This window comes from Serratia sp. BNK-33-b (genome assembly GCF_048684565.1).
In the GTDB taxonomy this organism is placed as follows: Bacteria; Pseudomonadota; Gammaproteobacteria; order Enterobacterales; family Enterobacteriaceae; genus Serratia; species Serratia marcescens.
In genome coordinates this window covers 1,786,971-1,813,857 of the sequence record NZ_JBLQTZ010000001.1, presented here as the reverse complement: position 1 = coordinate 1,813,857, position 26,887 = coordinate 1,786,971, and the positions used below count along the sequence as shown (strand labels likewise).

Annotated in this window: 23 protein-coding genes; 17 read left to right on the top strand and 6 right to left on the bottom strand. The window is 59.5% G+C overall.

Going from position 1 to position 26,887, the window contains the following annotated elements; translation table 11 throughout:
• Positions 1–9 precede the first annotated feature (9 nt).
• From cheA to flhD, 5 genes are all read right to left on the bottom strand, one after another.
• Positions 10–2,031 (bottom strand): chemotaxis protein CheA, encoded by a 2,022-nt coding sequence (gene cheA, locus ACMGGK_RS08615; RefSeq protein ID WP_049299119.1) that lies wholly within the window; start codon positions 2,029–2,031, stop codon positions 10–12.
• Positions 2,028–3,092: a flagellar motor protein MotB gene (gene motB, locus ACMGGK_RS08610; RefSeq protein ID WP_016927283.1), complete on the bottom strand. Its 1,065-nt coding sequence runs from the start codon at positions 3,090–3,092 to the stop codon at positions 2,028–2,030. The genes cheA and motB overlap by 4 nt, the downstream gene beginning before the upstream one ends.
• Positions 3,089–3,979 carry a flagellar motor stator protein MotA gene (gene motA, locus ACMGGK_RS08605; RefSeq protein ID WP_015378266.1) on the bottom strand — a complete coding sequence of 297 codons (891 nt, stop codon included), beginning with the start codon at positions 3,977–3,979 and terminating at the stop codon, positions 3,089–3,091. The genes motB and motA overlap by 4 nt, the downstream gene beginning before the upstream one ends.
• Positions 3,980–4,124: 145 nt before the next feature.
• Complete coding sequence (flhC, locus tag ACMGGK_RS08600) at positions 4,125–4,709, bottom strand: flagellar transcriptional regulator FlhC (RefSeq protein WP_016927281.1); 585 nt, start codon at positions 4,707–4,709, stop codon at positions 4,125–4,127.
• Positions 4,709–5,059 (bottom strand): flagellar transcriptional regulator FlhD, encoded by a 351-nt coding sequence (flhD, locus tag ACMGGK_RS08595; RefSeq protein WP_004934891.1) that lies wholly within the window; start codon positions 5,057–5,059, stop codon positions 4,709–4,711. Before flhD ends, flhC begins: the two co-directional genes overlap by 1 nt.
• 1,343 nt (positions 5,060–6,402) lie before the next feature.
• On the opposite strand from flhD, the gene ydgT reads away from it, so the two are divergent.
• The 3 genes from ydgT to ACMGGK_RS08580 all read left to right on the top strand — a co-directional run bounded on the left by ydgT (position 6,403) and on the right by ACMGGK_RS08580 (position 8,351).
• Positions 6,403–6,618 (top strand): transcription modulator YdgT, encoded by a 216-nt coding sequence (ydgT, locus tag ACMGGK_RS08590; RefSeq protein WP_004934895.1) that lies wholly within the window; start codon positions 6,403–6,405, stop codon positions 6,616–6,618.
• Positions 6,619–6,815: 197 nt separating this feature from the next.
• A complete protein-coding gene (uspC, locus tag ACMGGK_RS08585) occupies positions 6,816–7,235 on the top strand; it encodes a universal stress protein UspC (protein WP_016927278.1) in 420 nt (139 codons plus the stop codon).
• Positions 7,236–7,319: 84 nt separating this feature from the next.
• Entirely contained in the window at positions 7,320–8,351 is a 1,032-nt protein-coding gene (locus ACMGGK_RS08580) for a zinc-binding dehydrogenase (RefSeq protein WP_197829086.1), read from the top strand.
• A 45-nt stretch (positions 8,352–8,396) separates the two neighbouring features.
• On the opposite strand, the gene pcp is transcribed toward ACMGGK_RS08580, so the two are convergent.
• Positions 8,397–9,044: a pyroglutamyl-peptidase I gene (gene pcp, locus ACMGGK_RS08575; RefSeq protein WP_033641394.1), complete on the bottom strand. Its 648-nt coding sequence runs from the start codon at positions 9,042–9,044 to the stop codon at positions 8,397–8,399.
• A 97-nt stretch (positions 9,045–9,141) separates the two neighbouring features.
• Between pcp and ACMGGK_RS08570 the strand changes: the two genes are divergently transcribed.
• From ACMGGK_RS08570 to tagF, 14 genes are all read left to right on the top strand, one after another.
• Positions 9,142–10,074, top strand: coding sequence for a LysR family transcriptional regulator (locus ACMGGK_RS08570; protein WP_049299114.1), 933 nt, complete (start codon positions 9,142–9,144; stop codon positions 10,072–10,074).
• A 512-nt stretch (positions 10,075–10,586) separates the two neighbouring features.
• Positions 10,587–12,926 carry a type VI secretion system Vgr family protein gene (locus ACMGGK_RS08565; protein WP_016927273.1) on the top strand — a complete coding sequence of 780 codons (2,340 nt, stop codon included), beginning with the start codon at positions 10,587–10,589 and terminating at the stop codon, positions 12,924–12,926.
• A 10-nt stretch (positions 12,927–12,936) separates the two neighbouring features.
• Positions 12,937–13,326, top strand: coding sequence for a DUF3592 domain-containing protein (locus tag ACMGGK_RS08560; protein ID WP_016927272.1), 390 nt, complete (start codon positions 12,937–12,939; stop codon positions 13,324–13,326).
• An 86-nt stretch (positions 13,327–13,412) separates the two neighbouring features.
• Positions 13,413–13,823, top strand: a complete 411-nt coding sequence (locus ACMGGK_RS08555; protein ID WP_420276836.1) for a hypothetical protein — start codon at positions 13,413–13,415, stop codon at positions 13,821–13,823.
• Positions 13,824–14,083: 260 nt separating this feature from the next.
• The gene (locus ACMGGK_RS08550; protein WP_420276835.1) at positions 14,084–16,636 is read left to right on the top strand and encodes a DUF2169 domain-containing protein; all 2,553 of its coding nucleotides are present in this window, start codon (positions 14,084–14,086) and stop codon (positions 16,634–16,636) included.
• Positions 16,633–17,700 carry a pentapeptide repeat-containing protein gene (locus tag ACMGGK_RS08545; protein ID WP_164052549.1) on the top strand — a complete coding sequence of 356 codons (1,068 nt, stop codon included), beginning with the start codon at positions 16,633–16,635 and terminating at the stop codon, positions 17,698–17,700. The genes ACMGGK_RS08550 and ACMGGK_RS08545 overlap by 4 nt, the downstream gene beginning before the upstream one ends.
• 30 nt (positions 17,701–17,730) lie before the next feature.
• Entirely contained in the window at positions 17,731–18,366 is a 636-nt protein-coding gene (locus tag ACMGGK_RS08540; protein ID WP_049299104.1) for a DUF3540 domain-containing protein, read from the top strand.
• 16 nt (positions 18,367–18,382) lie between these two features.
• On the top strand, positions 18,383–18,775 hold the full coding sequence (locus tag ACMGGK_RS08535; protein ID WP_004934933.1) for a DUF4150 domain-containing protein: 393 nt from the start codon (positions 18,383–18,385) through the stop codon (positions 18,773–18,775).
• A gap of 48 nt (positions 18,776–18,823) precedes the next feature.
• Positions 18,824–19,324 carry a type VI secretion system accessory protein TagV gene (gene tagV / locus ACMGGK_RS08530; protein WP_033632731.1) on the top strand — a complete coding sequence of 167 codons (501 nt, stop codon included), beginning with the start codon at positions 18,824–18,826 and terminating at the stop codon, positions 19,322–19,324.
• Positions 19,325–19,353: 29 nt separating this feature from the next.
• Entirely contained in the window at positions 19,354–19,884 is a 531-nt protein-coding gene (gene tssJ / locus ACMGGK_RS08525) for a type VI secretion system lipoprotein TssJ (RefSeq protein ID WP_042705419.1), read from the top strand.
• A 40-nt stretch (positions 19,885–19,924) separates the two neighbouring features.
• Positions 19,925–21,271 carry a type VI secretion system baseplate subunit TssK gene (gene tssK / locus ACMGGK_RS08520; RefSeq protein WP_049278152.1) on the top strand — a complete coding sequence of 449 codons (1,347 nt, stop codon included), beginning with the start codon at positions 19,925–19,927 and terminating at the stop codon, positions 21,269–21,271.
• Between the two features lie 21 nt (positions 21,272–21,292).
• Entirely contained in the window at positions 21,293–22,495 is a 1,203-nt protein-coding gene (locus ACMGGK_RS08515; RefSeq protein ID WP_016927264.1) for a DotU family type VI secretion system protein, read from the top strand.
• Positions 22,495–26,130 carry a type VI secretion system membrane subunit TssM gene (gene tssM / locus ACMGGK_RS08510; protein WP_420276834.1) on the top strand — a complete coding sequence of 1,212 codons (3,636 nt, stop codon included), beginning with the start codon at positions 22,495–22,497 and terminating at the stop codon, positions 26,128–26,130. The genes ACMGGK_RS08515 and tssM overlap by 1 nt, the downstream gene beginning before the upstream one ends.
• Positions 26,131–26,148: 18 nt before the next feature.
• Positions 26,149–26,868 (top strand): type VI secretion system-associated protein TagF, encoded by a 720-nt coding sequence (gene tagF / locus ACMGGK_RS08505; protein ID WP_028128112.1) that lies wholly within the window; start codon positions 26,149–26,151, stop codon positions 26,866–26,868.
• Positions 26,869–26,887: the final 19 nt, after the last annotated feature.

The window sequence follows — 26,887 nt, the reverse complement described above, 5'->3', positions numbered from 1 at the left end:
AACTCATTATTATGCGGCGGCGTCCGTCAGACGCTTTTCACGGTTCAAGGTTTGCAACGCCGAGACATCGACGATCAAGGCCACGCTGCCGTCGCCCAGAATGGTCGCGGCGGAGATGCCCGGCACTTTGCGGTAGTTGCTTTCCAGGTTCTTCACCACCACCTGATGCTGGCCAATCAGTTGATCTACCAGCAACGCATAGCGGCGGCCGGCGCTTTGCAGGATCACCACGATGCCCTGCGTGGCGTCGGTTTTGGCGCCGTCCACTTCGAATACCCGATACAGCTCCACCAGCGGCAGGTATTCGCCGCGCACCTGCAGCACGCGTTCGCCCCCGGCCAACGGATGCAGATCTTCCGCCTGCGGCTGCAGCGATTCCATCACCGCGTTCAGCGGCAGGATAAAGACTTCGTCGTTCACCTTGACCGACATGCCGTCGAGGATCGCCAGCGTCAGCGGCAACAGGATGCGGATGGTGGTGCCTTTACCGGCCTGCGAACGGATCTCGACGTGGCCCCCCATCTCCTGAATGTTCCTTTTCACCACGTCCATGCCGACGCCGCGGCCGGAAACGTCGGTCACCTGTTCGGCGGTAGAGAAGCCCGGCGCAAAGATCAGCATGCCGACCTCTTCGTCGCTCATGCTGTCGCTGACCGCCAGCCCTTGCGAAGCCGCCTTGGCGAGAATTTTTTCGCGGTTCAGGCCGGCGCCGTCGTCGATGACTTCAATACAAATGTTGCCGCCCTGGTGTTCGGCCGACAGCACCAGATTGCCCACCGCCGACTTGCCGGCGGCGATGCGGGTGGCCGGCTCTTCGATGCCGTGATCGAGGCTGTTGCGCACCAGGTGGGTCAACGGATCGATAATGCGTTCGATCAGGCTCTTGTCCAGTTCGGTGGAACTGCCTTGCAGCGTCAACTCCACCTGCTTGTTCAGCTTGCCGGCCAGATCGCGCACCAGGCGCGGATAGCGGCTGAAGACGTATTCCATCGGCATCATGCGGATCGACATCACCGACTCCTGAAGATCGCGCGCGTTACGCTCCAGCTGGCTCATGCTGTTCAGCAGATCGCCGTGGTTCACCGGATCGAGCGTGCCGGAGCGTTGCGCCAGCATCGACTGGGTGATCACCAGCTCGCCCACCAGGTTGATCAGCTGATCCACCTTTTCCACCGCCACGCGAATGCTGGTGGACTCGCTCGCCTTGGCGCGCGCTTTTGGCGCTTCGGCCGCTGCGGCGGCCGGTTTGGCGGCAGGCGGCGCGGCGTTCGCGACCGCCGCAGGCGCAGGCTCCGGCACGTCGACCGCTTCCGGTAAGCTCGCTTCTGCGATGGCCGGTTCGCTCTGGGGCGGCGTCGAGAAGCTGATTTGTTCCGGTTCCAGCACGAAGCACAACACGGCGCTGATGTCGTCTTCGCTGGCGGAGGTGAGCAACGTCACGTCCAGACTGTGTTCCGTTTGATGCGGATCTTTAACCTCGCCGAGGTTGCCCAGCTCTTCCAACATCAAGGGGATTTCACTGGCTTTCAGCCCGTTCAGGCTGATGCGCATGCCGCCCTCGATCGCCGCCGGCGCGGCCGATGGCTTAACGACAGGCTGCTGAACGGCCGGTTGAGCCGCAGGCGCCCCCTGCTGCTGTTGCGCTTCCAACGCCAGCTGGCGCAGCGCCTGACAAATGTATTCAAAGCTTTCAGCGTCAGGCTGTTGCGAGGTTTTATAGGCGTCCAGTTGCTCCTGCATAATGTCTTTGGTTTCCAGAAACAGGTTGATAATCTCGGTGCTCAGGCTCATTTCCTGGCGTCTTGCACCGTCCAGCAGGTTCTCCAGCAGGTGGGTGGTTTCCTGCAGCACCGAAAAACCAAAGGTCGCCGCGCCGCCCTTGATCGAATGCGCCGCGCGGAAGATGGCGTTCAACGGCTCGATATCGGGGGCCAGCGGATCCAGCTCCAGCAGGTGTTGCTCCATGTCGGCCAGCAACTCGTCTGCCTCATCAAAGAAGGTCTGATAAAAATCGCTAATGTCCATGCTCACGGGGTCACCTCTGGCTGTGAGTCGCGGTTAGTCGGTGCGGGTGCGGAAGCCGGTTGTTCCGGCGCCTGATCGGCCGGTGCTATCGCCGGGGATGCCTGCGGTGGAGCGCTTGGCGTTGGCGCCACCGGTTCCGGGGCTGTCGCCGAGGGTTCCGGCGTTTGGCTGGCCGGTGCGGTCGCCGACGGCGCCAGCTGCTTCAGACTGTCCGGTTGGGCGATATCCAGCGCGTTGCTTTCGGCATTTTCGTGCTCAATGCCCTCTTGCGTTTGCTTGTTCAGCACCAACACGGTGATGCGTCGGTTAATCGCGTCATCGGCGCCATGCTGTTTCAGGCTCATGGTGGCCGCCATGCCCACCACCCGCAGCACCTTGCCTTCCGCCAGGCCGCCGGCGATCAGCTCGCGTCGGGAGGCGTTGGCGCGATCGGCCGACAGTTCCCAGTTGCTGTAGCCGCGCTCGCCGGTGGCGTAAGGGATATCATCGGTGTGGCCGGACAGGCTGATCTTGTTCGGCAAGTCGTTGAGGATCGGCGCTATCGCCCGCAGAATATCGCGCATATAGCTCTCGACCTGCGCGCTGCCGGTTTTGAACATCGGCCGGTTTTGGCTATCGATAATCTGAATGCGCAACCCCTCGTCCATCATGTTGATCAGCAGATGCGGGCGCAGCGCCTTCAGGCGCGGATCGGACTCAATCAACTCATCCAGCTTTTCGCGCAGCTTGTTCAGGCGCAGCTCTTCGGCGCGCGCGTCCGGCGAATCGACCTGTTTTCTCACCAGGCCGTGCTGCTGCGTGGGATCGTCGCCGCCGCCCGGAATTGGGCTGCTCTCGGAGCTGCTCTTGTCGCCGCTGGTCAGGGCGACCTTGAGCGGCGTACGGAAATATTCGGCGATTTGCGTCAGCTCCTGCGGGCTGGCGATCGCCAGCAGCCACATCACCAGGAAGAACGCCATCATCGCCGTCATAAAGTCGGCATAAGCGATCTTCCAGGAGCCGCCGTGATGAGCGGCATGATGCGATTTGCGCTTTCTGACCAGAACGACCGGATGATTCTGTTTCATGCTTCTTCTTCTTCCGTCGCCTGCTGCGCCGGCGCTTTCACGCGGCGCACGTGTTCTTCCAGCTCAACGAAAGAAGGACGTTCGGTGGTATACAGCGTTTTGCGGCCAAACTCGACTGCGATCTGCGGCGCGTAACCGTTCAGACTCGACAACAGCGTGACCTTGATACATTGCATCATCTTGACGTTTTCGGCGCTCTTCTGGCGCAGCAACGTCGCCAGCGGCGAGATGAAGCCGTAGGCCAACAAAATGCCGAGGAAAGTACCGACCATGGCGTTAGCGATCAGCGCGCCCAGTTCAGCGGCCGGACGGTCAGCCGAAGCCAGGGCGTGCACCACCCCCATCACCGCCGCGACGATGCCGAACGCCGGCAAGGAGTCGCCCACCATCGCCAGACTGCCGGCGGGCACTTCGCTTTCCTGCTCGTAGGTTTCGATCTCTTCGTCCATCAGCGCTTCGATCTCGAACGCATTCATATTGCCGCTCACCATCAGCCGTAAATAGTCGGTAATGAACTCCACCAGGGTGTTATCGGCAAGGATGCGCGGATAATTAGAGAAAATTTCACTTTCTTGCGGATTATCGATATCGAACTCGAGCGACAGCATGCCCTGCTGACGCGATTTGGCCAGCAGACGGAACAGCAACGCCATCAGATCCATATACAGATCTTTGTTGTATTTGGAACGGCGCATCAGGCGCGGCAGGGCGCGCAGCGTGGCTTTGATCGCTTTGCCGTTGTTGCCGACGATGAAAGCGCCGACCCCCGCCCCGCCGATAATCAGAAACTCCGCCGGCTGATAGAGCGCACCGAGATGACCGCCCACGATCAGGTAGCCGCCAAACACCGCGCCCAATACCACGAGATAACCCAAAATAACTAGCACACGCATTCCTTAAATTAACAATGTGGATGGAAGGTGGGGCAAACGCGCCCTGGCGCGACAGACCAGGCTGCATGTCTGGGGGCGGCATGCCGCCCCTGCGTATCACACGTCGGTATTCATTGCCGAGAGCCGGCAATGTGGCGGCTCAAATGGCGCGTTTGACCTGCTCGTCCAGCAGTTGAGGAATAATATCGGCCAGTTGCGGCGAAAGTTTACGTCTTTTTACGGCGCGGGATGGGGGTTGGCATAAACTGCAGATGAAACCATTCAGCGGCTGGTGCGCGTGGGTGATAAATGCGCCGCCGCAGCAGCTGCAGGCGGAAAGCTGCAACATGCCGCTATCGACGAAGCGCACCAGCGTCCAGGCACGGGTCAGCGCCAGCAACGGCGCCTCGCCGGCCTGCTGCGGACACTGCTCGAGATAGAGGCGATAGGCTTTGATCACCGCCTCCACTCCGCTGCACTGCCCGCTTTTCATCAAAAACAGGTAAGCGTTGTAAAACATCGACGAGTGAATATTTTGTTCCCAGGTCATAAACCAGTCGGTTGAGAACGGTAACATTCCTTTTGGCGGCGGGCTGCCGCGTAACTCCTTGTAAAGTTTAATCAAGCGCCCGCGGCTAAGCTGGGTTTCACTCTCCAGCATCTGCAATCGGGCTCCCAGCGAAATCAGCTCCATGGCGAGCTGAATGTCCTTGGCTTCTTGAACGATACTTTTCTCAACCATCATCAGGCTCTTTTCTTCGTCGGGCTAGCGTCTTTACTCGATAGCTCTTGCAGTAAATGGCTTGATAGCAAAATGCCGGTATGGATTTGTTGCAGATCGTCGACGCGCGACTCTTTGGTCAGGCGCTCGATGGTCTGGCTTTCGTTAAAGCGGAAGTGGCAAACCAGCTGGTTGGTCTCGGCCAGTTTAACCATTTGCGGCAAAGTCAGCTGCGCCAGCGCATCGGCCATGGTTTCATCAATACCCAGGCGAAACATTGCGGACGCTTTTTCATCGTTGATCAAACGCTGTGCTAAAAGTAAATATGACAGATTGATGTCATAAATATGCTTAAGTAATTCAGACGTACCCATATTCCCCATCCCGACAGACTATGTTTAAAAACATACGCTGGGTGATAAATTTTATCGCCCGTGACTTGGGTTGTTTCCCAAAGTTGGCAAATTAATCTCTCAAAAACGACTGCTATAATTTTCGACAATCGCTAAATTCGACCACTGTTCAGTATTTGCTACGAGCGTAAACCAACGTGTATGGATGTACAGCATTCTGCTTCGATAGTGTTTAGTCACCATGAAACTATTTTTACAAATTTAATAAGATTATTCCTAAAGCAGCGCAACTCTACCCCTGAACCATTAGCACACACAATGTAAGTGAGAGGCAATTTTAAATACAATGTGACATAGATCACAAAAATAAAAAATAATTAAGCCAAATACACCCAAATACGTTCATTTATTGACCGTCAATTTGCTCATAAAACAGCCATAGGTAAAAAAACGTCTTAAAAACAATGTTTATCCGCCAAAAAATTATCTTTTTTAGATCAATTCGAACAAAAGCATCACCAAACCAAAATAACAGAACAAAAATCTGCATATAGGCAACAAACTCAGTATAAATAACCATTTGAGTTACTAAAAAATATCCAAGCTGAAAAATAACCAATGTAAACTATAAGGTTATTAGCTATCGGATTTGACTTAAGCCCTCCGCCTGAGGCTGTTCTAATTTTCAACATCAGGTGATTATGGCTTATCAATGATTCGCAGGCGTAGTGAACAAGCTAACAGACGTAACGATATGTTTCCGTATTAGCACGATGCAAGAATGCTTTTTTTGAGCTAAATTTCCCCAAAACGTTATATCGGCGGCAATTCATAAAACTTTAATGCTTTTTATTTCTTTTTCTGACGCCGAGATAATTCCCCCTCACCCCAGAGATTATTTACATGGCTTTGGCTTTCATCACTTCATTGTCATAAAATAAAACGCAGTTTTGTTTTACTGTTGATATTTCGTCATCGAAAAAACGGTTTTTCAACGCAGGCAGCGGCGACAAACACCGCCCAATGCCGCGACGGCGCCACGGCCGGGTGAAAAAATCACCGCAAAAGAGGCCGGCACGGCACCGCGCGCTGGTGCACAGCACGAATGACGACGCGTCGGCCGTCAACCGCCCTGAGACTTTCCCTATTTCTCCATTAATCAGCAGGCTGAGATTGCTGACGGCGCACTGGCATATTATGATTTATCAAAGCGCCGCTACGGGCGGCGTGACATCATTACCCAGTGCAATTTATCTAATTGAAATGATTTTTGTCAGGTCGTACATCGCTGCCTCGACGGCGTCGCCGTGAGTCGCCATGTGTTATTCACCCGGCTTTAACTATTAACAGGCTATATTTTAATCATGACCGATACGCTCGAATATCTGCTGACATTTCGTAAATGCTCCTCTTTGGACAGCCTGGAAAAGGTGTACGACAAACTGAACTACTCCATTGAAAACGATACGGAAATGAGCAATATGTACCGTGCCGCCGACCACCGTCGCGCCGAGCTGGTTGCCGGTAAATTGTTCGATCTGGGCAAGGTGCCGAAAACGCTGTGGGCACAGGTGCTTTAATTCAGTGAAATTACGTGCGGCAACGGTTTTATCTTTTATTGCTATATAACCGGGGCAAATTCAGCTTTTATTGCCGCGCGTGATATGAAACACATTTATTAGGCTCACCAGGTTCTACCCTTTATCCGACGCAGTGCTTCCACCAAGGCCGCCGATGCGGCAGCCTGAAACACGATGGATACAACAAGGAGTCGGATATGGGGTATCAAAACGTTCTGGTCACCGTCGCCGTTGCCCCTGACAGCCACCGCCTGGTGGAAAAGGCCGTCTCCATCGTTCGCCCTTACGGCGGCAGCATCACCCTGTTAAGCACCCTAGCTAATCCGGAAATGTACAATAATTTCGCCGGGCCGATGCTGGGCGATTTGCGCTCGCTGATGGAAGAGGAAACCCGGCTGTTTATGGAAGAACTGCGCCAACGCGCCGGCTACCCTATCGCCGATACGCTGATCGTGCATGGCGAGCTGGGTGACAGCCTGGCATTCGCCAGCCGCCGTCAGCCGTTCGACCTGCTGCTCTGCGGCAATCACCGCGACAGCATGATGAACAAAGTCTCCTGTTCCGCCGCCCGCTTTATCAATATCAGTCATATCGACGTGCTGATCGTTCCGCTCTGAGCTAAGCACATTCGGTCACGTCCCCTTAGCGCCCCTGGACTAGGCTTAACGGACCTTGTTTGCCGCAACACAAAGGAGCTTTCGATGTCCCCTTCTCAACAGAACCGCCGCTTCCTGCTGGCCTCGCGTCCGCACGGCGAACCGACGGCGGCGAACTTCCGTCTCGATACCGTCCCCGCACCGCAACCCGGTGCCGGCCAACTGCTGCTGCGCACCGTCTATCTGTCGTTGGATCCTTATATGCGCGGACGCATGAGCGATGCCCCCTCCTATGCGCCGCCGGTGGAGATCGGTCAGGTGATGGTGGGCGGTACGGTATCGCGCGTGGCGGCCTCACAGCATCCCGATTTCAACGTCGGCGATTGGGTGTTGGGATATGACGGCTGGCAGGAATATGCGCTGTCCGACGGCAGCGGTCTGCGCAACCTCGGCCCGCATTTGCCGCACCCTTCCCGCCTGCTGGGCGTGCTCGGCATGCCGGGATTTACCGCATACATGGGGCTGCTCGACATCGGCCAACCGCAGACGGGTGAAACGCTGGTGGTGGCCGCCGCCAGCGGTGCGGTTGGTTCGGTGGTCGGCCAAATCGGCAAACTGAAAGGCTGCCGCGTCGTCGGCGTCGCCGGCGGTGCGGAAAAATGCCGCTATGTGGTGGAAGAGTTGGGTTTCGACGCCTGTATCGATCACCGCGCCCCAGACTTTGCCGAACGGTTGGCCGCTGTCTGCCCACAGGGTATCGACATCTATTACGAGAATGTCGGCGGGGCGGTGTTCGACGCCGTACTGCCGCTGTTGAACACCAAAGCGCGCATTCCGGTATGCGGCATCATCGCCCATTACAATGCCACCGGATTACCCGCGGGGCCGGACCGCTTGCCGCTGCTGGAGGGACTGATCCTGCGCAAACGCATCCGCATGCAGGGCTTTATCATCTTTGACGACTACGGCGCTCGCTTTGACGAGTTCTTGCAACAAATGAGCAGTTGGGTCGAACAGGGGAAAATCAAGTTCCGCGAAGACATCGTCGACGGGCTGGAGCAGGCACCGCAGGCGTTTATCGGCCTGCTACAGGGCAAAAATTTCGGCAAACTGGTGATCCGCGTCGCCGACGAATAACCCGCAGCAGGGCGTGGTACGCCACGCCCTGCTTTTAATGTACGGCTAATGTACGGCGCCATCGCCGAATCGCACATCTTCCTCTACCGTCAGCGTCACCTGCACGACAGTGCGCACCGCTTCCACCATCGTCGCCAGCGCCATGCTCGGCTTGCCCGGGTGCGCTGCCGCCAGTTCATGGCTGTACGGAATATGCACGAACCCGCCCCTGACCCGCGAATGATGCGTCTCCAGATAGTGACGCAGACCATAAAAAATATGGTTGCAGTTGTAGGTGCCTGCCGTATAAGAGACCGCCGCGGGGATCCCCTGCCGGCGCAGTTGCTGCACCGCGGCCTTGACGGGCAGCGTACTGAAATAGCCCACCGGCCCGCCGGCCACCACCGGCACGTCAATCGGCTGTTTACCGGCATTGTCGGGAATGCGGGCATCGATCAGATTGATGGCCACCCGTTCCAGGGATATCTCGGCCCGGCCGCCGGCCAGCCCCAGACAAATCACCGCCAGCGGCTGCAATGCCTCAATCGCCGCGATCAACTGCTGATTGGCCACGCCCAATACGCAGGGCAGCTCGAGCACCACGATCTCCGCGCCGGCAATATGTTCACCGGCCAACGCCTGCGCAATCTGCCAGGAAGGATTCACCGCATCACCATCGAACGGCTCAATGCCGGTGATCAAGACTTTGTTCATCATTTCCCCTGATTGAAGGCTAAATTCGTGTACTTCCAGCCTAAAGAACGCAGTATGATTCTGGAAATGGATTATCTTTATATATGGTATTCATGAAATGAATTTATCCAGCGTCGATCTCAACTTGCTGGTGGTGTTTGAGGCGTTGTATCAGACGCGCAACGTCACCGCCGCAGGCCGGCGTCTTAACCGCGCGCAACCTTCCGTCAGCAATGCATTGGCGCGGCTGCGCATTCTTCTGAACGATCCGCTGTTTATTCGCAGCGGCGGCGCCATGGCGCCCACGCCGCGCGCCCACCAGCTGATGCCGCAAATACAGCGGGTGCTTGAACAGATCCATCTGGCGTTGGCGCCCCCTGCCCGTTTCGACCCGGCCACCGCCGGGCAGCGGCGTTTTACGCTGGCAGCCGGCGACTATGCCGATATCTTGCTGCTGCCCGCCATCATCAGTCGATTGCGTCAGACTGCACCCGGCATCGATATTCGCGTTTCGCGCCTGGATCGCCACAATATTTACCGGCAGCTGGATCGCGGCGAGGTGGATATCGCGCTGGGAGGGCACCTTTCCGGTGCGGAAAGCCACTATGTGCGCACGTTGTTTGAAGAACATCTGGTGTGTATCGCCAGCCGTTCACACCCACAGCTGGCGGACGGCCGCTGGGATCTGGCGCGCTACCTCAGCCTGCCGCATGGGCTGTATGCACCGGCAGACGACGGCTCTGCCAGAGGATTGGTCGACCGGCGTCTGGCGGAAATCGGCGGTCAACGGCGCGTTGCCGTGACCTTTTCACACATTGCCGCTCTGCCGGCCGTGGTCGCCGACAGCGATCTGATCGCCACGCTGGCCGCCAGCGCGGCCCGGCATTTTTCCGATCCGCAACGCGTACGCATTCTCCCGCTGCCTGACGAGTTGGCCATCGCACCTTTCCCCATTGAGCTGATCGCCGGCCGGCAGGCGCAACGCGACCCGGCTTTAATCTGGCTCTGCGAGCTGATCGGTCAACTCTCCTTCGCCTCCTCTCCACGCTAACGGCGGCATTCGCTGCATTTTCAACCGTTCAAACGCATGTTCCCAGGCCCGTCGGCGGGCCCTGGGACGCCCACCAAATAGGAATCATCCGAATTAACATTCGCCAAATTTATATATTTGATCATCTTTAACTGGCAAATGGTAAGGATAAAAAACAGTCAGTGACTTTTTTTACGTAAAAAAAGAGTTGTTTTATAAGCACGTTGACTTATGTGTTACACATTTATTTTTTGGTATGACCAATTACCCAATAATTTGAGATAAAAAATGATCTACCAGCATCCATATGTTTTAAATGATAAAAAACAAGATCGTGAGCAAGTTAACGAATTGAGCATTGATCCACAAGGCTATTTTGCAAATGCAGTGCTCTATTGTAGACTGCACAAATCGTGCCTTTGTGTAAACTTTGTTAAATCTTTCGTCAGTTCCTGTCTCCATTCGTGACAGATACGCCATCGGGATCGCGCGTCAATTCTCGTGCGGTAGCTATGCCTAAACCGGGGAATAGTATGGATCGTCTTATCATTGCGCACACGCCTTTGCCCGCCCATCAGCTGTTGTTCAGAAGCCTTTCCGGTGAGGAAAAACTGGCCGGCCTGTTCGAATTCGACGTCGAGCTGCTCAGCCCCGACAATCGGCTCGATCTGAAAGCGCTGCTGGGACAAAAAATCACACTGGAGCTGCGGGGCAATCCGTTGGCGCCGCGTTATCTCAACGGCAATATCACGCGCATGACCCTCTCTGGACGAGAAGCCGGCGGCAACCGTTACTATATCTACCGCGCCGTGCTGCGCCCCACGCTGTGGTATCTGACGCAAAACCGCGATTTTCGCATCTACCAGGAAAAGACCGTTCCCGACATCCTGACTCAGGTGCTGGGGCAGTATCAGGTGAAAATCGATAACCGCCTGAGTTACGACTACCGCATCTGGGGGTACTGCGTGCAGTACCAAGAGAGCGATTTCGATTTCATCAGCCGTCTGATGGAACACGAAGGCATCTATTACTATTTCACGCACCAGCAAGACGGCCATACGCTGGTGCTGGCTGACGCGCCGGCGGCGCATCAGGAACTCGCCGGCTACGCCAGCATTCCCTATCAGCTCGCGGAAGGCGGCCTGGTGGAAAACAAAGACAGCATCAATAGCTGGAGCGTTTCTGACGCCATCACGCCCAGCCTGTATAGCCTGGATGACTACGATTTTCGCAAGCCGCGCGCGCGGTTGCTGGAAGCCCGGCAAAATCCCGCCTCGTTCGCGCAGGACAAAGCCGAGGTGTTCGACTGGCCCGGCCGTTATACCGATCACGCCCATGGCCAGTTTTACGTCAAGGTTCGCCAACAGGAGTTCGAAGCGCAGCATGAGCAGATGAGCGGCGAAGGCAATTCGCAGGGCATTGCGCCCGGCTACCGTTTTCAACTGACCCAGGCGCCGCGTATGGAAGACAACCGCGCCTACCTGGTGGTCAGCGCGCATTACTTCATGCAGGAAAACAGCTACGCCAGCAACGATAACGACGTCGGCGAGCAGCGAACCGAATTTCAGGTCGTTCCGGCGGACATCAATTGGCGCCCGGCGCGCACCACGCCCTGGCCGAAAACCCATGGCCCGCAAACCGCCGAAGTGGTGGGCCCGGAAGGCGAAAGCATCTGGACCGATAAATATGGCCGGGTGAAACTCAAGTTCCGTTGGGATCGCCACGGCAGCGGCAACGAAACCAGCTCCTGCTGGGTGCGCGTCTCCAGCGCCTGGGCCGGCTGGAAATACGGCGGGATCCAGATCCCGCGCGTCGGTGAAGAAGTGGTGGTCGACTTTATCAACGGCGATCCGGATCGCCCCATCATCACCGGCCGCGTTTACAACGAAGACAGCATGCCGCCGTGGGATCTGCCCGGCGACGCCACCAAAATGGGCTTTATGAGCCGCAGTAAAGGCGGCGGCGCCGACAATGCCAGCTTCCTGTTCCTGGAAGATGCGCCCGGCAACGAATCTTTCGACATGCACGCCGAACGCAACATGAACATGACGGTGGAAAACGACAAGAACGTCAATATTGACGGCAGTCGCACCACCATCATCGGTCGCCAGCAGGACGACACCGTCACCGGCGACGCCACGTTCCTGTACAAAGCGAAACGCACCACGACGGTCAATGGGCTGGAAACCGCCAACCTGAACGCTCATCAGACGGTGAACATCAAAGGCGGCCGCGACCTGACGATTATCGACGGCGGCGATAAAATCGACATCACCGGCAATCAGTCCTTCAAGCTCGACGGCGCGCAGACGCAAAACATTACGCAAACCCAGCATGTCACGGTCAAAGGCAACCAGACCCTCGACATTACCGAGGGGCAACAAACCAGCACCATCAAACAAGGGCAAACGGTCAACATCACTTCCGGCGGGCAGCACACCACCATCTCCGCCGGCGGGCAGGAATTGACGATTAAAGGCGGCGGCCAAACCGCCACCGTAACCGGGAATGTCACCGAGACCTACAAAAACGATCAGAGCACAACGATCACCGGCACGCTGACCATCAAAGCGAAAACGATCAATATCACCAGCAGCGACGGCGTATCGGTGCAAACACCGAGCTGGAAAGACAACTGCCACGGCTTGAAATGGGTGGCGACCGGGGCCAACTTCGCCTTTTACGGTTCAAATCTTGCGTTGACAGGGGCCAGCCTGAAACACACGATGCTCGATATTTCGCACAACCCGCTGTCGATCAGCAAAACCAATTTCAAGCTCAGTAATGATCCCATGACGTTCACACAGCTTGGCGCGCTGGTGACCAACGGTGCCTTACGATTGAGCACCAAGGCGCTGGCGATCTTCTTGTAAAGGGACACCCATGTCGAAGGCCAAAAATGTTTTCACCGTTATCGGTTTGATTTTATTGGCTCCTATTCTCAGCCTGGTGGGCTTTTTCAAATTCATCACGGTCGATATCTGGGGTTATTTCAAACATATCGGTTCTTCCCTCAGCGTGATGGAGAACGGTATTTCCGCCTCAGGGCAAATCGTCAGCATTCGCCAGACCAACCTGTGGGACGGGAATCGGCCGGTCTGCGAAGTCGAAGTCAAGTACATCGCCCAAGACGGGAAAAACCGTACGGCCGTGGCGAAAGGCCCGATCAGCGTCGTGGATCTGCCGCGTTATCAGCCGGGCCATTTCATCGCGATAAAGTACGATCCGAAGAATCCCAAAAAAGCGGTGATCGAAGAGCTTTCCCGGCTTTGAGCGAAAAGCATCCCTTCAATCACGCGATCCGAAACGGCTTATCGTTCATCAGTTCGCGAAATCACCTTGCATAAGGAAGTGTCACGATGGGCACGTTCATTGCCTTTTCGACGCAGGACAGCCTCTGGGGACAAATCCTGTTTACCTTCTTTGGCATCCTGGTTGGCTGCGTATTGCTCGCTGCGATCGGCAAAACCTTCTTGTCGGCCAACCGAGCGGTCACGTTGCCTTTGCGGCTGCTGATCTTTGTCGCGCTGATGCTGGCGCTCCTGAAATACAACCAGCAGGTGATGTCTGCGGTGAATGCCCCCGCAGAACTGATCGGATTGCTGATTTTTCCCGGCTTTTTGATGAGTTACCTGGGTGCGGCGCCCACCGGCCGCCTGGCGCTGGCGATAGAGCTGCCCTGTTTTGCGGCGCTCGCCGCGCTGCTGATCCTGGGCACCGCCGACGTCGGCTTCTTTGCGCCCTATCACCTGGAGAGCCCGGCCAATTGATCGCCAAGGCGATCGCCGCGGCGTTGTCCGTGGCGGCCGTGCTGCTGGCTCGTGGAATAAGCGGAAAGGACAACGCACTGTCCTCTTGATCATCCATTTCGAAGCGGGGCGCTCCCCGCATTGGCGATCGGCTCTGAACGCCGTATCGTTTTCTTCATCTGTTGTGACATAGCCTGATATCTATTAAACCGAAAAACGGATTGTTTTTGAGCAAGCAGCCTGGCTGCCGGCTGATATCCACAGGAAGCTTTACACACACAATGAAAGTCGTAAAACCTCTGCGCCTCAGCGCGCTTCATCGACCCTTCTCTTGGCAAGGGCAAAACCATCTGGGCGTTTCCGTTTTGGCCTTGGCCGACATGGGGGCAGCCCCGCGCCTGCGTCCCGAACCGGAGTTGTGGCAGTTGGCCGCCGACGAACTCACGTTGAGCGGCGGCGTGCTCGATTTGGCTATCCCAAAAGCCTGCGCGGAGTTTCTCGCCACCGGCAACGCCTACACCCATCATCAACAAGACAAAACCGCTTGCGCCGTGAAGATCCAGCTTGATTCGCTGGAAAAAACGCTGGTGGTTTTCGGCGATCGCCATTGGATCAACGATCGCCCCTCTACTCCCCTCCCTTTTGCAGAGATGCGTCTGGACTGGCGCCGGGCTTACGGCGGCGCACAGTTCGCCGATAATCCGCACGGCATCGGCGCCACCCCAGAAACATTTCCGCAAGGCCGCATCCATCGCCTACCCAATGTTGAACCCCTGCAGGGGCGCCTTGCGTCTTCTCGGCAAAGCGCGCAACCGGCAAGCTTTGACGCGTTGGATATCACCTGGCCGCGCCGCTTCTCCCGCATCGGCAAAAACTACGACGCCGACTGGTTGAAAAACGGCTTTCCCGGCTTCGCCAACGATATCGACTGGCGCCTGTTCAACATGGCGGAAAGCGATCAGCAGTTTCCTCAACGCGACAGCTTGCCGCCCCGGGCCGCCTATCGGATTTGGAACATGCACCCTTCAGAACCGGTGCAGCAAGGGCATTTGCCGCCGTGGCGCGCGCGCTGCTTCATCAACCGGCTGCGCGGCGGCGAAACGCATTTCGAAGAGATCGCGATGCGCCACACCACCGTCTGGTTCTTCCCACATCGGGAACAGATGCTGCTGATTTATCAGGGCAGCACACGCATCAATGAAGACGATGCCGCCGACGTGATGCAGCTGATGCCGGCCCTGGAAACCGAAGGCGAGCCCCGCTCCGCCGCGCATTATCGGCAGGTGTTGGCCCAGCGGCTGGATAAAGAACGGGGTGCTCTGCACGCTTTTCGTGAACAAGAGTTGCTGCCGGAGGCGTGCATCGGCGCCTGGCTGGATACGGAAACGCCGACGCAGCAAAGCCCGATGGCGGAAAATATCGCCGCCTACGAGCACCAGCAACGCGAAGAGCATCGCCAGCGTCTGCTGCGCGAGGGGCAAGACATCGATGAACTTTTCCCGCGCCCGTCGCAAGAGGCGCCGCCGAAGCTTGACCAGCTCGCCGAATTCGTCGAGCGTCTGGAAAACCAGGCCGAGGCGCAGTATCAGGACATGCTCAAGCTGACGCAAGCCGAGGGCATCGATCCGCTCAACCCCGGTGGGGATCACGTGCCGCCATCCGGTGCGGAAAGCTACCAGCAGCAACGCGATCTGCTGTTCCAGGAGGCGCGCCGCCATCCCGACGCGTTTAGCGCTAAACAGCGTGGGGAAAGCGAGCGCGCGCTGCATCAAATGTATTTAATGTCGGCGCAGGCGCAAAGCCCTGCACTGCGTTTGCGTGGCGATCTGGCGAAAATCATTCGCCAACGCGTCGCCGCCGCCATGCTGCGCGATAAAGATCTCAGCGGTCTTGATCTCACCGGCGCCGATCTGTCCGGCATGGATCTCTGCCAGGCTAACTTGCGCGGCGCTTTGCTGGAAAACGCCGATCTGCGCCAAACCCAATTGGTGGGTTGCGATCTTCGCGAGGCGATGTTGGCGCGCGCCGATCTCAGCGGCGCCGTCTTACAGCAGGCCGATTTGAGCCACGCCTCCTTGGCCCTGGCGAAATGCGAAGCGACGGATTTCGGCGGCGCGCGGTTGCACGAAACCAACATTCAGCAAACGTTGTTTCAACGCTGCGATTTCACGATGGCGTCGTTACGCGACTTGCTGGGATACGAAACCCTGCTCGGGCAGTGTGACTTCAACCGCGCCACGCTGGCCAACATTACGCTGATGGAGCTGCAACTGGAGCAGCTGAAATTCAGCCACGCCCGGCTCGACAAAGTCAGCTTCGTCAAATGCCGGCTGCTGGCGGTGAACTTCGATCGGGCGCGGCTAGAGAGCTGCGCCTGGGTTGATACCGAGACACAAAGCCTCAGCTTCCGCGCCGCACGCCTCACCGCCTGCGCCTTCGCGGCCAAGACGCTGTTGCCGCAGGCGGATTTCAGCGACGCGACGCTGAACCAGTGCAATTTGCGCCAGATGCCGTTGCAGCGGGCGAATTTCAACCGCGCGCGCCTCGACAACTGCGACCTGTCGGAAGCCCGGCTGAACGAGGCCGATTTCCGTCAGGCCAACGGCAGCGGCAGCCTGTTCATTCGCTGCGATCTGTCCCAGGCCCACCTGCGCGACGCCAATTTCATCGCGGCGATCCTGCAAAAATGCGTGCTGTCAGGCGCCGACCTGCAGGGCGCCAATCTGTTCCGGGCCGATTTGTCGCAGTCGCAAGTGGATCAGGCGACACGGCTCGACGGTGCCTATACCGCCAGGGTGAAAACATTGCCTCGCCATAACGGGAAGGAAGTATGACGTCAAAACCTGAGCAGATACGCCAGCGCGTGAAACGCGGCGAGCTGATTGCCGGTGAGGATTTGCACGGCCTGTCATTCGCCGGTATGGATTTAGCCGGCGGCATGTTCAACGAACTGAACCTGAACGGCGTGAACTTCTCCGATTGCGATCTGCGCGACAGCGTCTTCAGCGATTGCCGGCTCGAACACGCTCAATTTGCGCGGGCGAACCTGAAGCAAACGGCCTTCAATCAGTGCGTCATGGCGGGCGGCCGCTTCAGCGAGAGCCATATCGAACTGACGATGTTCAACGACTGCCGGATTGAACAGAGCGACTTCAGCCGGCTGTCGCTCAACCAAAGCCACTGGATGTCATGCCAATTGGCCGGCGCGAATTTTTCCGCCACTCAGCACGATCGCACCACCTTTTACGAAAGCCCGCTCGACGGCGCAGATTTAAGCCATACGAGGCTGTCACTTGTCACATTCTTTCGATTAAATCTCTGTGAAACAAGGTTTGAAGGGGTTGATTTCGACCGCGTCACGTTTTTCGAATGTGACCACCGCGGCAAAAGTTACGCCGGGCAGCGCCTCATCGCCTGCCAGTTTACCGATAACCAACTGGACGACGTCGATTTCAGCCAGGCGACGTTGCGCCAGAGCAATTTCAAGGGCGCTTCGCTGCGGCGCGCCAACCTGACGGGTGTGCAAGCGCAGCAGTCACTGTGGCTGGAGGCCAATCTGACCCACGCGCAGTGCCGCAGCGGGCAGTTCGATCAGGCGATCTTCAGCGAAGCGACGCTGGACGCCGCCAACTTTAGCCAGGCGCGCCTGTATCAATGCCTGTTCCAGCGCAGCCGCGCGGCGCGCTGTGATTTCAGCGACAGCGACCTGACCTACGCCGACTTCTGTTACGCCGACATCGGCGCCGCCGATTTCCGGCGCGCGCGTTTTATGCGCACCCGCATGCACCGCGCCCACCAGCAGCAAACACGCTGGGGCGATCGCAGCGGGATCCTCGAGAGCGACGAAGAGCTGTACGCCGCTGAAACCTGGAGCGCACAGCGCCAGAGCCGAATCTGAATGCATTGACCACTTCACGAGGGGATCACCATGAGCGTTGCCAACACAACTCGCGCCGTCAACATCGCACCGCCCCAGCAGGCCGCCGGCCAGATCGTCAATCTGTTGCCGGACGGCAGCCTGGTGGTGGAGTGCGAAGGCCGCGGCTGGCATTGCCGCCGGGCGGCGAGCTGCCTGCTGACGCCGGCCCTCGGCGATAACGTGCTGGTCGCCGGCTGCGGCCACCAGCTGTGGGCGATCGCCGTCCTCGAACGTGCGGAACCGCAAAACGCGGCGCGGCTCTGCGTCGAAGGCGATCTGCAGATTGAAACGCCGAACGGTTCGCTGTCGCTGCACGGCGCGCAGGCGCTGAACCTGAGCGGCGACGCCATGACGCTGCAGGCGAACAGCGGCGACTGCCACGTCGACAAGATGAAATACAGCGGCGAAGAGCTGTCGGCCTTCGTCAGCCTCAGCCGCCTGGTCGGCAAACGCTGCGAGTCGCTGTGGCATTCAGTCAGCCAGATCAGCCATTCGCTGTTCCGCAAAGTGCGCCAAACCGAGCACGTGCGCGCCGGGCAGCTGGATTACCAGGCGGAAGATTACGCCCGCATTCATGCCCGCAACACGCTGATTACCTCGAAAGACATCACCAAGCTGGATTCGGAACAAATCCACGTCGGATAACCTGCGGAGGCCTTTTATGTTTGCCAACAGCCAAATGATCGGCGTGGACCTGGCGTTTCCCGACGTCTGTCTGACGCCAAGCCCGGCGCCGGTGCCCGTGCCCTACCCGGATATCGCCCTCGCGCCGACCGCCATCCCGAACGCATTCAATATTCTGTTCGTCGGCACCCCGGCGCACAACATGGCGACGGTGACGCCGCTGACCAACGGCGACAACCCCGGCGTGGCCACCGGGGTCGCTTCCGGGACGGTGATGGGGCCGTCCCGCCACCTGACCGGCGCCTTTACCGTGCTGCTCAAAGGCACCCCGGCCACCCGGCTGACCAGCCTCAGCCTGCAGAATTCCACCAACGCGCTCGGCATGCGCATCGTGCCGAGCCAATTAAAAGTGTTGCTGCTTGCGCCCTGATGACGGCGCCTTATTACACAGCCATTCAATCAAGAAGAAGAGGACATTGTGAAAACACGGATTACCCTGACGCTGCTGACCGCCCTGACGCTTGCCGGTTGCTCCACCCCGCCGCCACCGCCGCCGGCGCTCAATAACGACGCCATCGTCAGCAGTGAAGTCAATGGCGTCACGCTAAAGCACCGCGCCGCGGTGAGCGCGCCGAAACAGTTCAAACCGATCGGTGAGGAATACCGCAGTCTGTACGCCGCCAGCATCATGAGCAGCCCCGATTATACCGGCACCGCCGTCGGCAGCCTGGACAACGCCGCCGCGTTCTACGCGCTGGGCGAAGTGGAAAACAATTGGCTGGCGATCTCCGCCATCCGCGGCGGCGATCTGGTGGGTTATATCCAGGCCAACGCCGGCGTGCCGGAAGCGCGCTACAAATCGACGCTGCGCAAAGATCTGCCGCGCCGCGCGCGCGCCGCCAAACAGGACTGCGTCAAAGTCGGCGGCGACAGCAAGGCGTGTAAAAACGCCGGCTCAGCCACCTGGATCCTCCAGTAGTCAGTACGCCTGCGGGCGACGAGATTCCCATGATGACGACCCCTATCGCTTCCCGCTGGTGCGGGATGCTGTTTCTGCTGCTGGGCGCGTTGGCGCTCGGCGGCTGCATGTCTTCCGCCAAAAGCGTGCCGTCGCGCTACAGCCTGGTGTTCGATGCCGATCGCCAGGTCAACGCCGCCGCCGGCGCGCAACCGGCGCCGATAAAAATTCGCGTGCTGCTGCTGCGTTCGGATGCGGAATTCATGGATGCCGACTTCTTCAGTCTGCAAAACGACGCCAAAAGCGTGCTCGGCAATAGCCTGCTGGACAGCGATCAGTTCTTCCTGACGCCGGGCCAGACCGGCAAGACGCTCGGCGGGCAAAGCGCGTTGGACGCACGTTACATCGGCGTAATCGCCGAGTATCAAAACCTGGACGGCAAGACCTGGCGCATTTCGCTGCCGCTGCCGGAGCCCACCGAAACCAATTTCTACAAGGTATGGCAATTCTCGCCGGATGAGCTGGAAGCGCATATCGTCGCGGGCGTGAATGGCCTGCGTCCCGTAAAAAAGGTCGACTGACCTACCGCTGCGCTGAAGCGAAGTAACTATAGGTGTGATGATGAAAGATGCTCATAAGGTTGTCTGGACTGAGGGGATGTTTTTGCGCCCTCACCATTTCCAGCAGGCGGAAAACTATCTCGAAGGCTATATGCGCAACTGGGGTCAGGCCCACAGCGGCTGTTTCTGGGGGTTCCTCACCCTGGATCTGGACCAAACGCTGCTGCGCCAGGGCAAGATTGCGCTCAACGCCGCCAGCGGCATCATGCCGGACGGCACGCCGTTTCGCTTTGCCGGCGCCCAGCAGGCGCCCGCGCCGCTGAGCATCGCCGAAAACAAGACCGGTGAGAACGTGGTGCTGGCCCTGCCGACTTACCGCGCAGGGCGTGAAGACGTGATCTTTCAGGAAAGCCCGGAGGCGCTGGCGCGCTATCTGGCTTACGAGAACGAAGTCGACGATCTTAATGCCGTCTCGGTGGGCAGCGCGGCGCTGCAATTTGGCCGCCTGCGCCTGCGGCTGATGCTGGAGAGTGAACTCAACGCCGAATGGACGGCGCTCGGCGTTACCCGCGTGCTGGAAAAGCGCGGCGACAACAGCCTGCGTCTCGATACCGCACAGATCCCGCCGATGCTGAACTGCCAGGGCAACCCGGTACTGAAGACCTTCATCAACGATCTGCAGGGCCTGCTGCAACAGCGCAGCCAGCAGATGAGCCAGCGCCTGCTGCAGCCGGGGCGCGGCGGCAGTTCCGAAATGGTCGATTTCATGCTGCTGCAGCTGATCAACCGCCATCTCGGCCAGGTGAGTCACGCCTATCACCTCGACCATCTGCACCCGGAGCGCCTGTTCGCCGATTGGCTGCAGTTCGCCACCGAGCTCGCCAGCTTCTCGGCGCAGCGTACCCCGGAAGGCCGCCTGCCGGTGTACGACCACGACAACCTGGCGCTGTGCTTCGGCAAGCTGATGCTGTTGCTGCGTCAAGGATTGTCGGTGGTGCTGGAAGACAACGCCATTCAGCTGACGCTGGTCGAACGATCCCACGGGTTGAACGTCGCCACCGTGCAGGACACCAAAATGATGCGCGACTTCGGTTTCGTCTTGGCAGTGCGCGCCGACGTGGCCGCCGAGGTGTTGCTGACCCACTTCCCGGCGCAGATGAAGATCGCACCGGTCACGCGCATCCGCGATCTGGTGCAGCTGCAGCTACCGGGCATCGGCCTGCGCACCATGCCCGCCGCGCCGCGTCAGATCCCCTATCACGCCGGCTATACCTATTTCGAGCTGGAAAAAGGCGGCGACCTGTGGAAACAGATGGAAAAATCCAGCGCCTTCGCCCTGCATCTGGCCGGTGAGTTCCCGGGGCTGGACATGGAATTTTGGGCGATTCGCAGCCATACGGACCGGTAACCTATGACTCAGGAAAATAGCATGGCGCCGGCGGCCAATCCGCTGGTGGACGCCGCCAACCCGCTGCTGAACGCCATTTCGCAGATCCGCCAGTCGGCCACGCACGCCAACCCGGCGCAGCTGCGCCAACAGCTGATCGACGAAATGCGCCGCTTCGAGATCCGCGGCCAACGCGCCAATCTGCCGTACGAAGTGATCATCGGCGCGCGTTATTGCCTGTGCACCGCGCTGGATGAAGCGGCGGCGCTGACCCCGTGGGGCAGCAACAGCGTGTGGTCCGGCAGCGGGCTGCTGGTGACCTTCCATAACGAAACCTGGGGCGGCGAAAAGTTTTTCCAGCTGCTGGCCAAGCTGTCGCAGAGCCCGCGTGAGCACATCAACCTGCTGGAACTGATCAATTATTGCCTGCTGCTGGGCTTTGAAGGCCGCTATCGGGTCATGGAAAACGGCCGTTCTCAGCTGGAAACCATGAAGCAGCGCCTGCTGCAGCTGATCCGGACGGTGCGCGGCGGCTACGCCCCGCCGCTGTCGCCTCATGCGCTGGATCTGCCGGTACAGCAAAAACTGTGGCGGCCGCTGGTGCCGCTGTGGGCCTGCGTGGCGCTGACCGGCTTCCTGGCTTCGCTGCTGTTCATCGCCCTCAACTGGCGGCTGGGCGACAACACCAGCCCGGTGCTGGCGGCGATTTACCAAACCAATCTGCCGCAGGTGGCGATCGGTAACCCGGCGCCGGCCGCGCCGCCGACGCTGAGCCTGAAAAGCTTCCTGCGCAAAGAGATCGCCGAAGGGCTGGTGGTGGTGCGCGACGAAGCGCAGCAAAGCGTGGTGATCCTGAAAGGCGACGGGCTGTTCGACTCCGCCGCCACCACGGTGCGCGCCAACTATATCCCGGTCATCGACCGCATCGCCGCCGCCATGAACGGCGTCAGCGGCAAGATCCTGGTCACCGGCTACAGCGACAACGTGCCGATCCGCAGCGCCCGTTTCGCCTCCAACTGGGAGCTGTCGCTGGCGCGCGCCGAAGCGGTCAGCGCCCGCTTGCAAAAACACCTCGCCAACCCGCAGCGGGTCAAGGCCGAGGGCCGCGGCGAGAGCAACCCCGTCGCGCCGAACGATAACAAAGTGAACCGCGCGTTGAACCGCCGGGTAGAAATTACGCTGTTGGTCGCCCCGGAAAACACCCAGGCGGAAATCAACGGCTTGCCGCAAGGAACCGGAAAGTAATGCTCAGTACGTTATTCTCCATCATCACCAGCCGCCTGCTGTGGGGCTTTGTCGGCATTACCGCGCTGGCGTTCATCATCTGGATGATCGGCCCGCTGGTGGCCATCGGCGACTATCGCCCGCTGGAGCCGGAACTCAACCGCCAGATCGCCATTGGCGTCATCTACCTGATCTGGTTCCTGTGCCGCCTGATCCCGCGCCTTTACAGCGCCTGGTTCAACAGTCGCCTGCTGAGCAACCTGCGCGCCGCCGAAACGGTGCCGGCGGAAGACGGCAAGCCCGAGGTTAAACAAGACGATCAGCTAGCGCAGCGCTTCGACGAAGCGGCGCAGCTGCTGAAAAAGGCGCGCTTCGCACCGGGCCAGGGCGACGGCAAACACCGCTGGATGACCCGCTTTAGCCGCCAATACCTCTACCAGCTGCCGTGGTATGTGATCATCGGCGCGCCCGGCGCCGGCAAAACCACCGCGCTGGTCAATTCCGGCCTGCACTTCCCGCTGGCGGATCGCTTCGGCAAATCCGCGCTGCGCGGCGTGGGCGGCACCCGCAACTGCGACTGGTGGTTTACCAACGACGCCGTGCTGCTCGACACCGCTGGCCGCTACACCACCCAGGAAAGCCAGCGCGAAGAAGACGCCGGCGAATGGCAAAGCTTCGTCGCGCTGCTGAAAAAATATCGCACCCGCCAGCCAATCAACGGCGTGATGGTCACCATCAGCGTCGCCGATCTGCTGAGCGACAGCGCCGAAGCGCGCGCCGCCCAGGCCAGCGCGCTGCGCAAACGCCTGATCGAACTGCATGAACAGCTGGGCATTCACTTCCCGGTCTATGTGCTGGTGACCAAAACCGACCTGCTCAACGGCTTTATGGCCTATTTCGGCAGCTTCGACAAAGCGCAGCGCGACCAGATCTGGGGGTTCACCTTCCCTTACGAGCGCTCGCGGCAGCCGGACTTCAACCTGAACGCCGCCTTCGAACAGCACTACGCCCTGTTGCAACAGCGGTTGGACGCGGCGCTGCCGGATACGCTGCTGATGGAACACGACGCGCGCCAGCGCGCCGAAAGCTACCTGTTCCCGCAAGAATTCGCCGCGCTGCGCCCGCTGCTCGGCCACTATCTGGAACAGGTGTTCGCCACCTCCAGTTTTGAAACCCGCTTTACCCCGCGCGGCATCTATTTCACCAGCGGCACCCAAGAGGGGCTGCCGTTCGACCGGGTGATGGGCGAACTGAACCGCTACCTGCAGCTGCCGACGGCAAACTCAGGGGCGCAGGCCAACGCGGCCTGGGACAGCGTGGGCCAGGAAACGCCGATCCCGGCGGCCAAGGGCCAGAGCTTCTTCCTGAAAGAGACGCTGGAATCGGTGGTCTTCCAGGAGTCCGGGCTGGCGGGCAGCAACCGCTGGTGGGAATACCGCAACCGCGCCCTGCACTGGGCGGGTTACATCGCGCTGGCGGTGGTCCTGGCGGTGCTGGCGATGCTCTGGTTCACCAGCTACGGCAACAACAAGGCCTACCTGGCGGAAGTGGCCGCCAAGGTGCCCGGCGTCGAGCGCCAGGGGCAAAACCTGACGCAGGTGGGCAACGGCGACATGTTCTCGCTGCTGCCGTTCCTCAACAGCCTGCTGCACCTGCCGGACAGCCAGAACTTTTCGCTGGACGATCCGCCGTTCACTTACCGCATGGGGCTGTTCCGCGGCGATCAGGTCGGTGACGCCGGCAATGCCCTGTACCAAAAAGCGCTGAAAGAGCTGCTGCTGCCGCAGGTAGCGCAACAGATCGCCACCACGCTGCGCAACGACAACCACGGCGACGCGGACTTCAGCTATGAAGCTTTGAAGGCCTACCAGATGCTGTATCTGCCGAAGCAGTACGACGGCAAATTCCTGCGCGCCTGGGTGATGCTCAACCTGCAGCGCAACCTGCCGCAGGGCAGCACCCAAAAACAGCTGCAACAGATCGAATGGCACCTGAGCCAACTGCTGGATGCGCAGATCCAGGCCTCGCCCTACGCCAAAGACGAACAGCTGGTGGCGCAGGCGCAGGCCGCCATCAACCGGGCGCCGCTGTCGCAGCGCGTCTATGGCCGCCTCAAGCGCCTGCTGCTGAAACAGACCGACATCAAGCCGGTCAGCCTGGTCGATTTGGCCGGCCCGCAAACCGAGCTGGCGTTCAGCCGCAAAAGCGGCAAGCCGGTCACCGACGGCGTGCCGGGCCTGTTCACCTCACAAGGGTACTGGAAAGCGTTCAACGACAACATCGACCCGGTGACCGACACCCTGCGCAAGGAAGACGTCTGGGTGTTGAACAGCCAGACGCCGGAGCAGAAGAGCGCCGATTTGACCAAGACCATCCGCCAGCTGTACATGCAGGACTTCATCAGCGCCTGGGATGAGCTGCTGGGGGATATCCAACTGGCCAACATCGGCAACCTGACTCAGCGCATCAGCAGCGCGCGCCTGTTGTCCGGCAATCCGTCGCCGATGCGCAACCTGCTGGTCAACGTCAGCAAAAACGTCACCCTGCGCGACGAGAAAAGCGACGCCGACTCCCGCTCGCTGCTGGCCAAAACCGAAGACAGGCTGAACCAAAACGCCAACCGCACGCTGGAGGCGCTGTTCACCAACCGGCCGGCCAACGCCGACGGCAACGTGTCGGCCCAGCCGGAACAGCTGGTGATGGCGCACTTCGCGCCGCTGCTGGAGCTGGCGCAAAGCCAGGGCGAAGGCAATAAGGCGATCCCTTTCGACAGCGTGCTGAAGCAGGTCGATGAGCTGTACAGCTATCTGACGGCGGTTCAGGGCGCGGCCAACAGCGGCATGTCGGCGCCGCCGAGCGACATCATCCCGCGCCTGCAGGCCGAGTCCGGCCGCTTGCCGGTGCCGTTCAAACAGATGCTGCTGTCGCTGGCGATCGGCGCCAGCAGCGACACCCAGCGCAAAGAGATGGAGAACGTGAAAAAACGCATCAGCTTCGAGGTCGGCAGCTTCTGCCGCCAGGCGATCGCCGGGCGTTATCCGCTGGTGGCCCGGGCGCGCCAGGAAGTGACGCCGGACGATCTGGCGCGCATGTTCGCACCGAACAGCGGGCTGATGGACAGCTTCTTCCGCGACAACCTGCAGGGCAAGGTCGACACCACCCGCGCCAACTGGCGTTTCACCCCCGGCGTGGACGGCAAGACGCTGCCCGGCGGCGAAGGCATCCTGCGCTCGTTCCAGCAGGCGCAGCGCATCCGCGACGCCTTTTTCGCCAACGGCACCGCGACGCCCTCTTACCGCGTGACCGTGCGGCCGGTGCGGATGGATAACGACATCCTCAACCTGACGCTGGATATCGACGGGCAGCTGTTCAAATACAGCCACGGCCCACAGGTGCCGCTGGTGGTCAGTTGGCCGGGCACCCGCAATACCAACCAGGTGCATCTGCAGCTGGCGCTGGCCAACGGCACCACGGCCAGTCTGGTGACCAGCGGGCCGTGGGCGCTGAACCGTCTGGTGGACATGGCGCAATCGTCGGGCACCGCCGGCCTCGGCCGTCAGGCGACCTTCAATCTCGACGGCCACCGCGTCACGCTGGAGTTTACGCCCAACAGCATCCGCAATCCGTTCCAACTGCCGGCCTTCTCGTGCCCGTAGCCCCGAAAGGACATGACCATGAGCACTGATTCAAGCGCCCCGACGAGCATTGGCTGGTACGGCAAACTCCCCTCCGCCGGCGATTTCCTGCAACGCCGCTTGCCCGATCCGGTGGTCAACAACTGGGCCCACTGGTTCCATAACGGGCTGGTGAATTTGCAGCGCGATGCGCAAGGGCCTAACGATCACCCATTCAGCAACGCGCCGGTGTGGAACTTCGTGATCCCCGCCACGCTCGGCAGCCAGTACGTGCAGATGGGCTGCCTGCTGCCGGCGCGCGACCGCGTCGGGCGGCGCTACCCGATCTGCGCGCTGCGCCTGTTCAGCCAGCAGGATTGGCGATCGCAACAGTTGAACATGGCGGCGAGTTGGTACCAACAGCTCGGTCATACCCTGCTGAACGGCGTGCGCAACGGTTTCTCCGCCGAGCAAATTGACCGCGCGTTGCAGGCGATCCCGGCGCTACCCAGCCCGCCGGCGGAAGCGGATTCCGAAATATTGTCGATTATCGGTTTCCAGCATCCGGACGTGCCGGGCCTCGGCTGGCAACAGGCCGCCGACTGCTTCGATCCGGCGCAGTACACCAGCTTCTGGTGGACCAATCAGGCAGACGGACACCCGCTCTACACCCACGTGCACAGCGGCAACCTCACCGTGCAGCTGTTTTCACTGCTGTTCGAGCCCAACGGCTGGGCGCGCCCCGGCCGCGGCGGCCAGTACCCGCAAATGTTTGATTAACATCGTTCGTTGAAGGAAA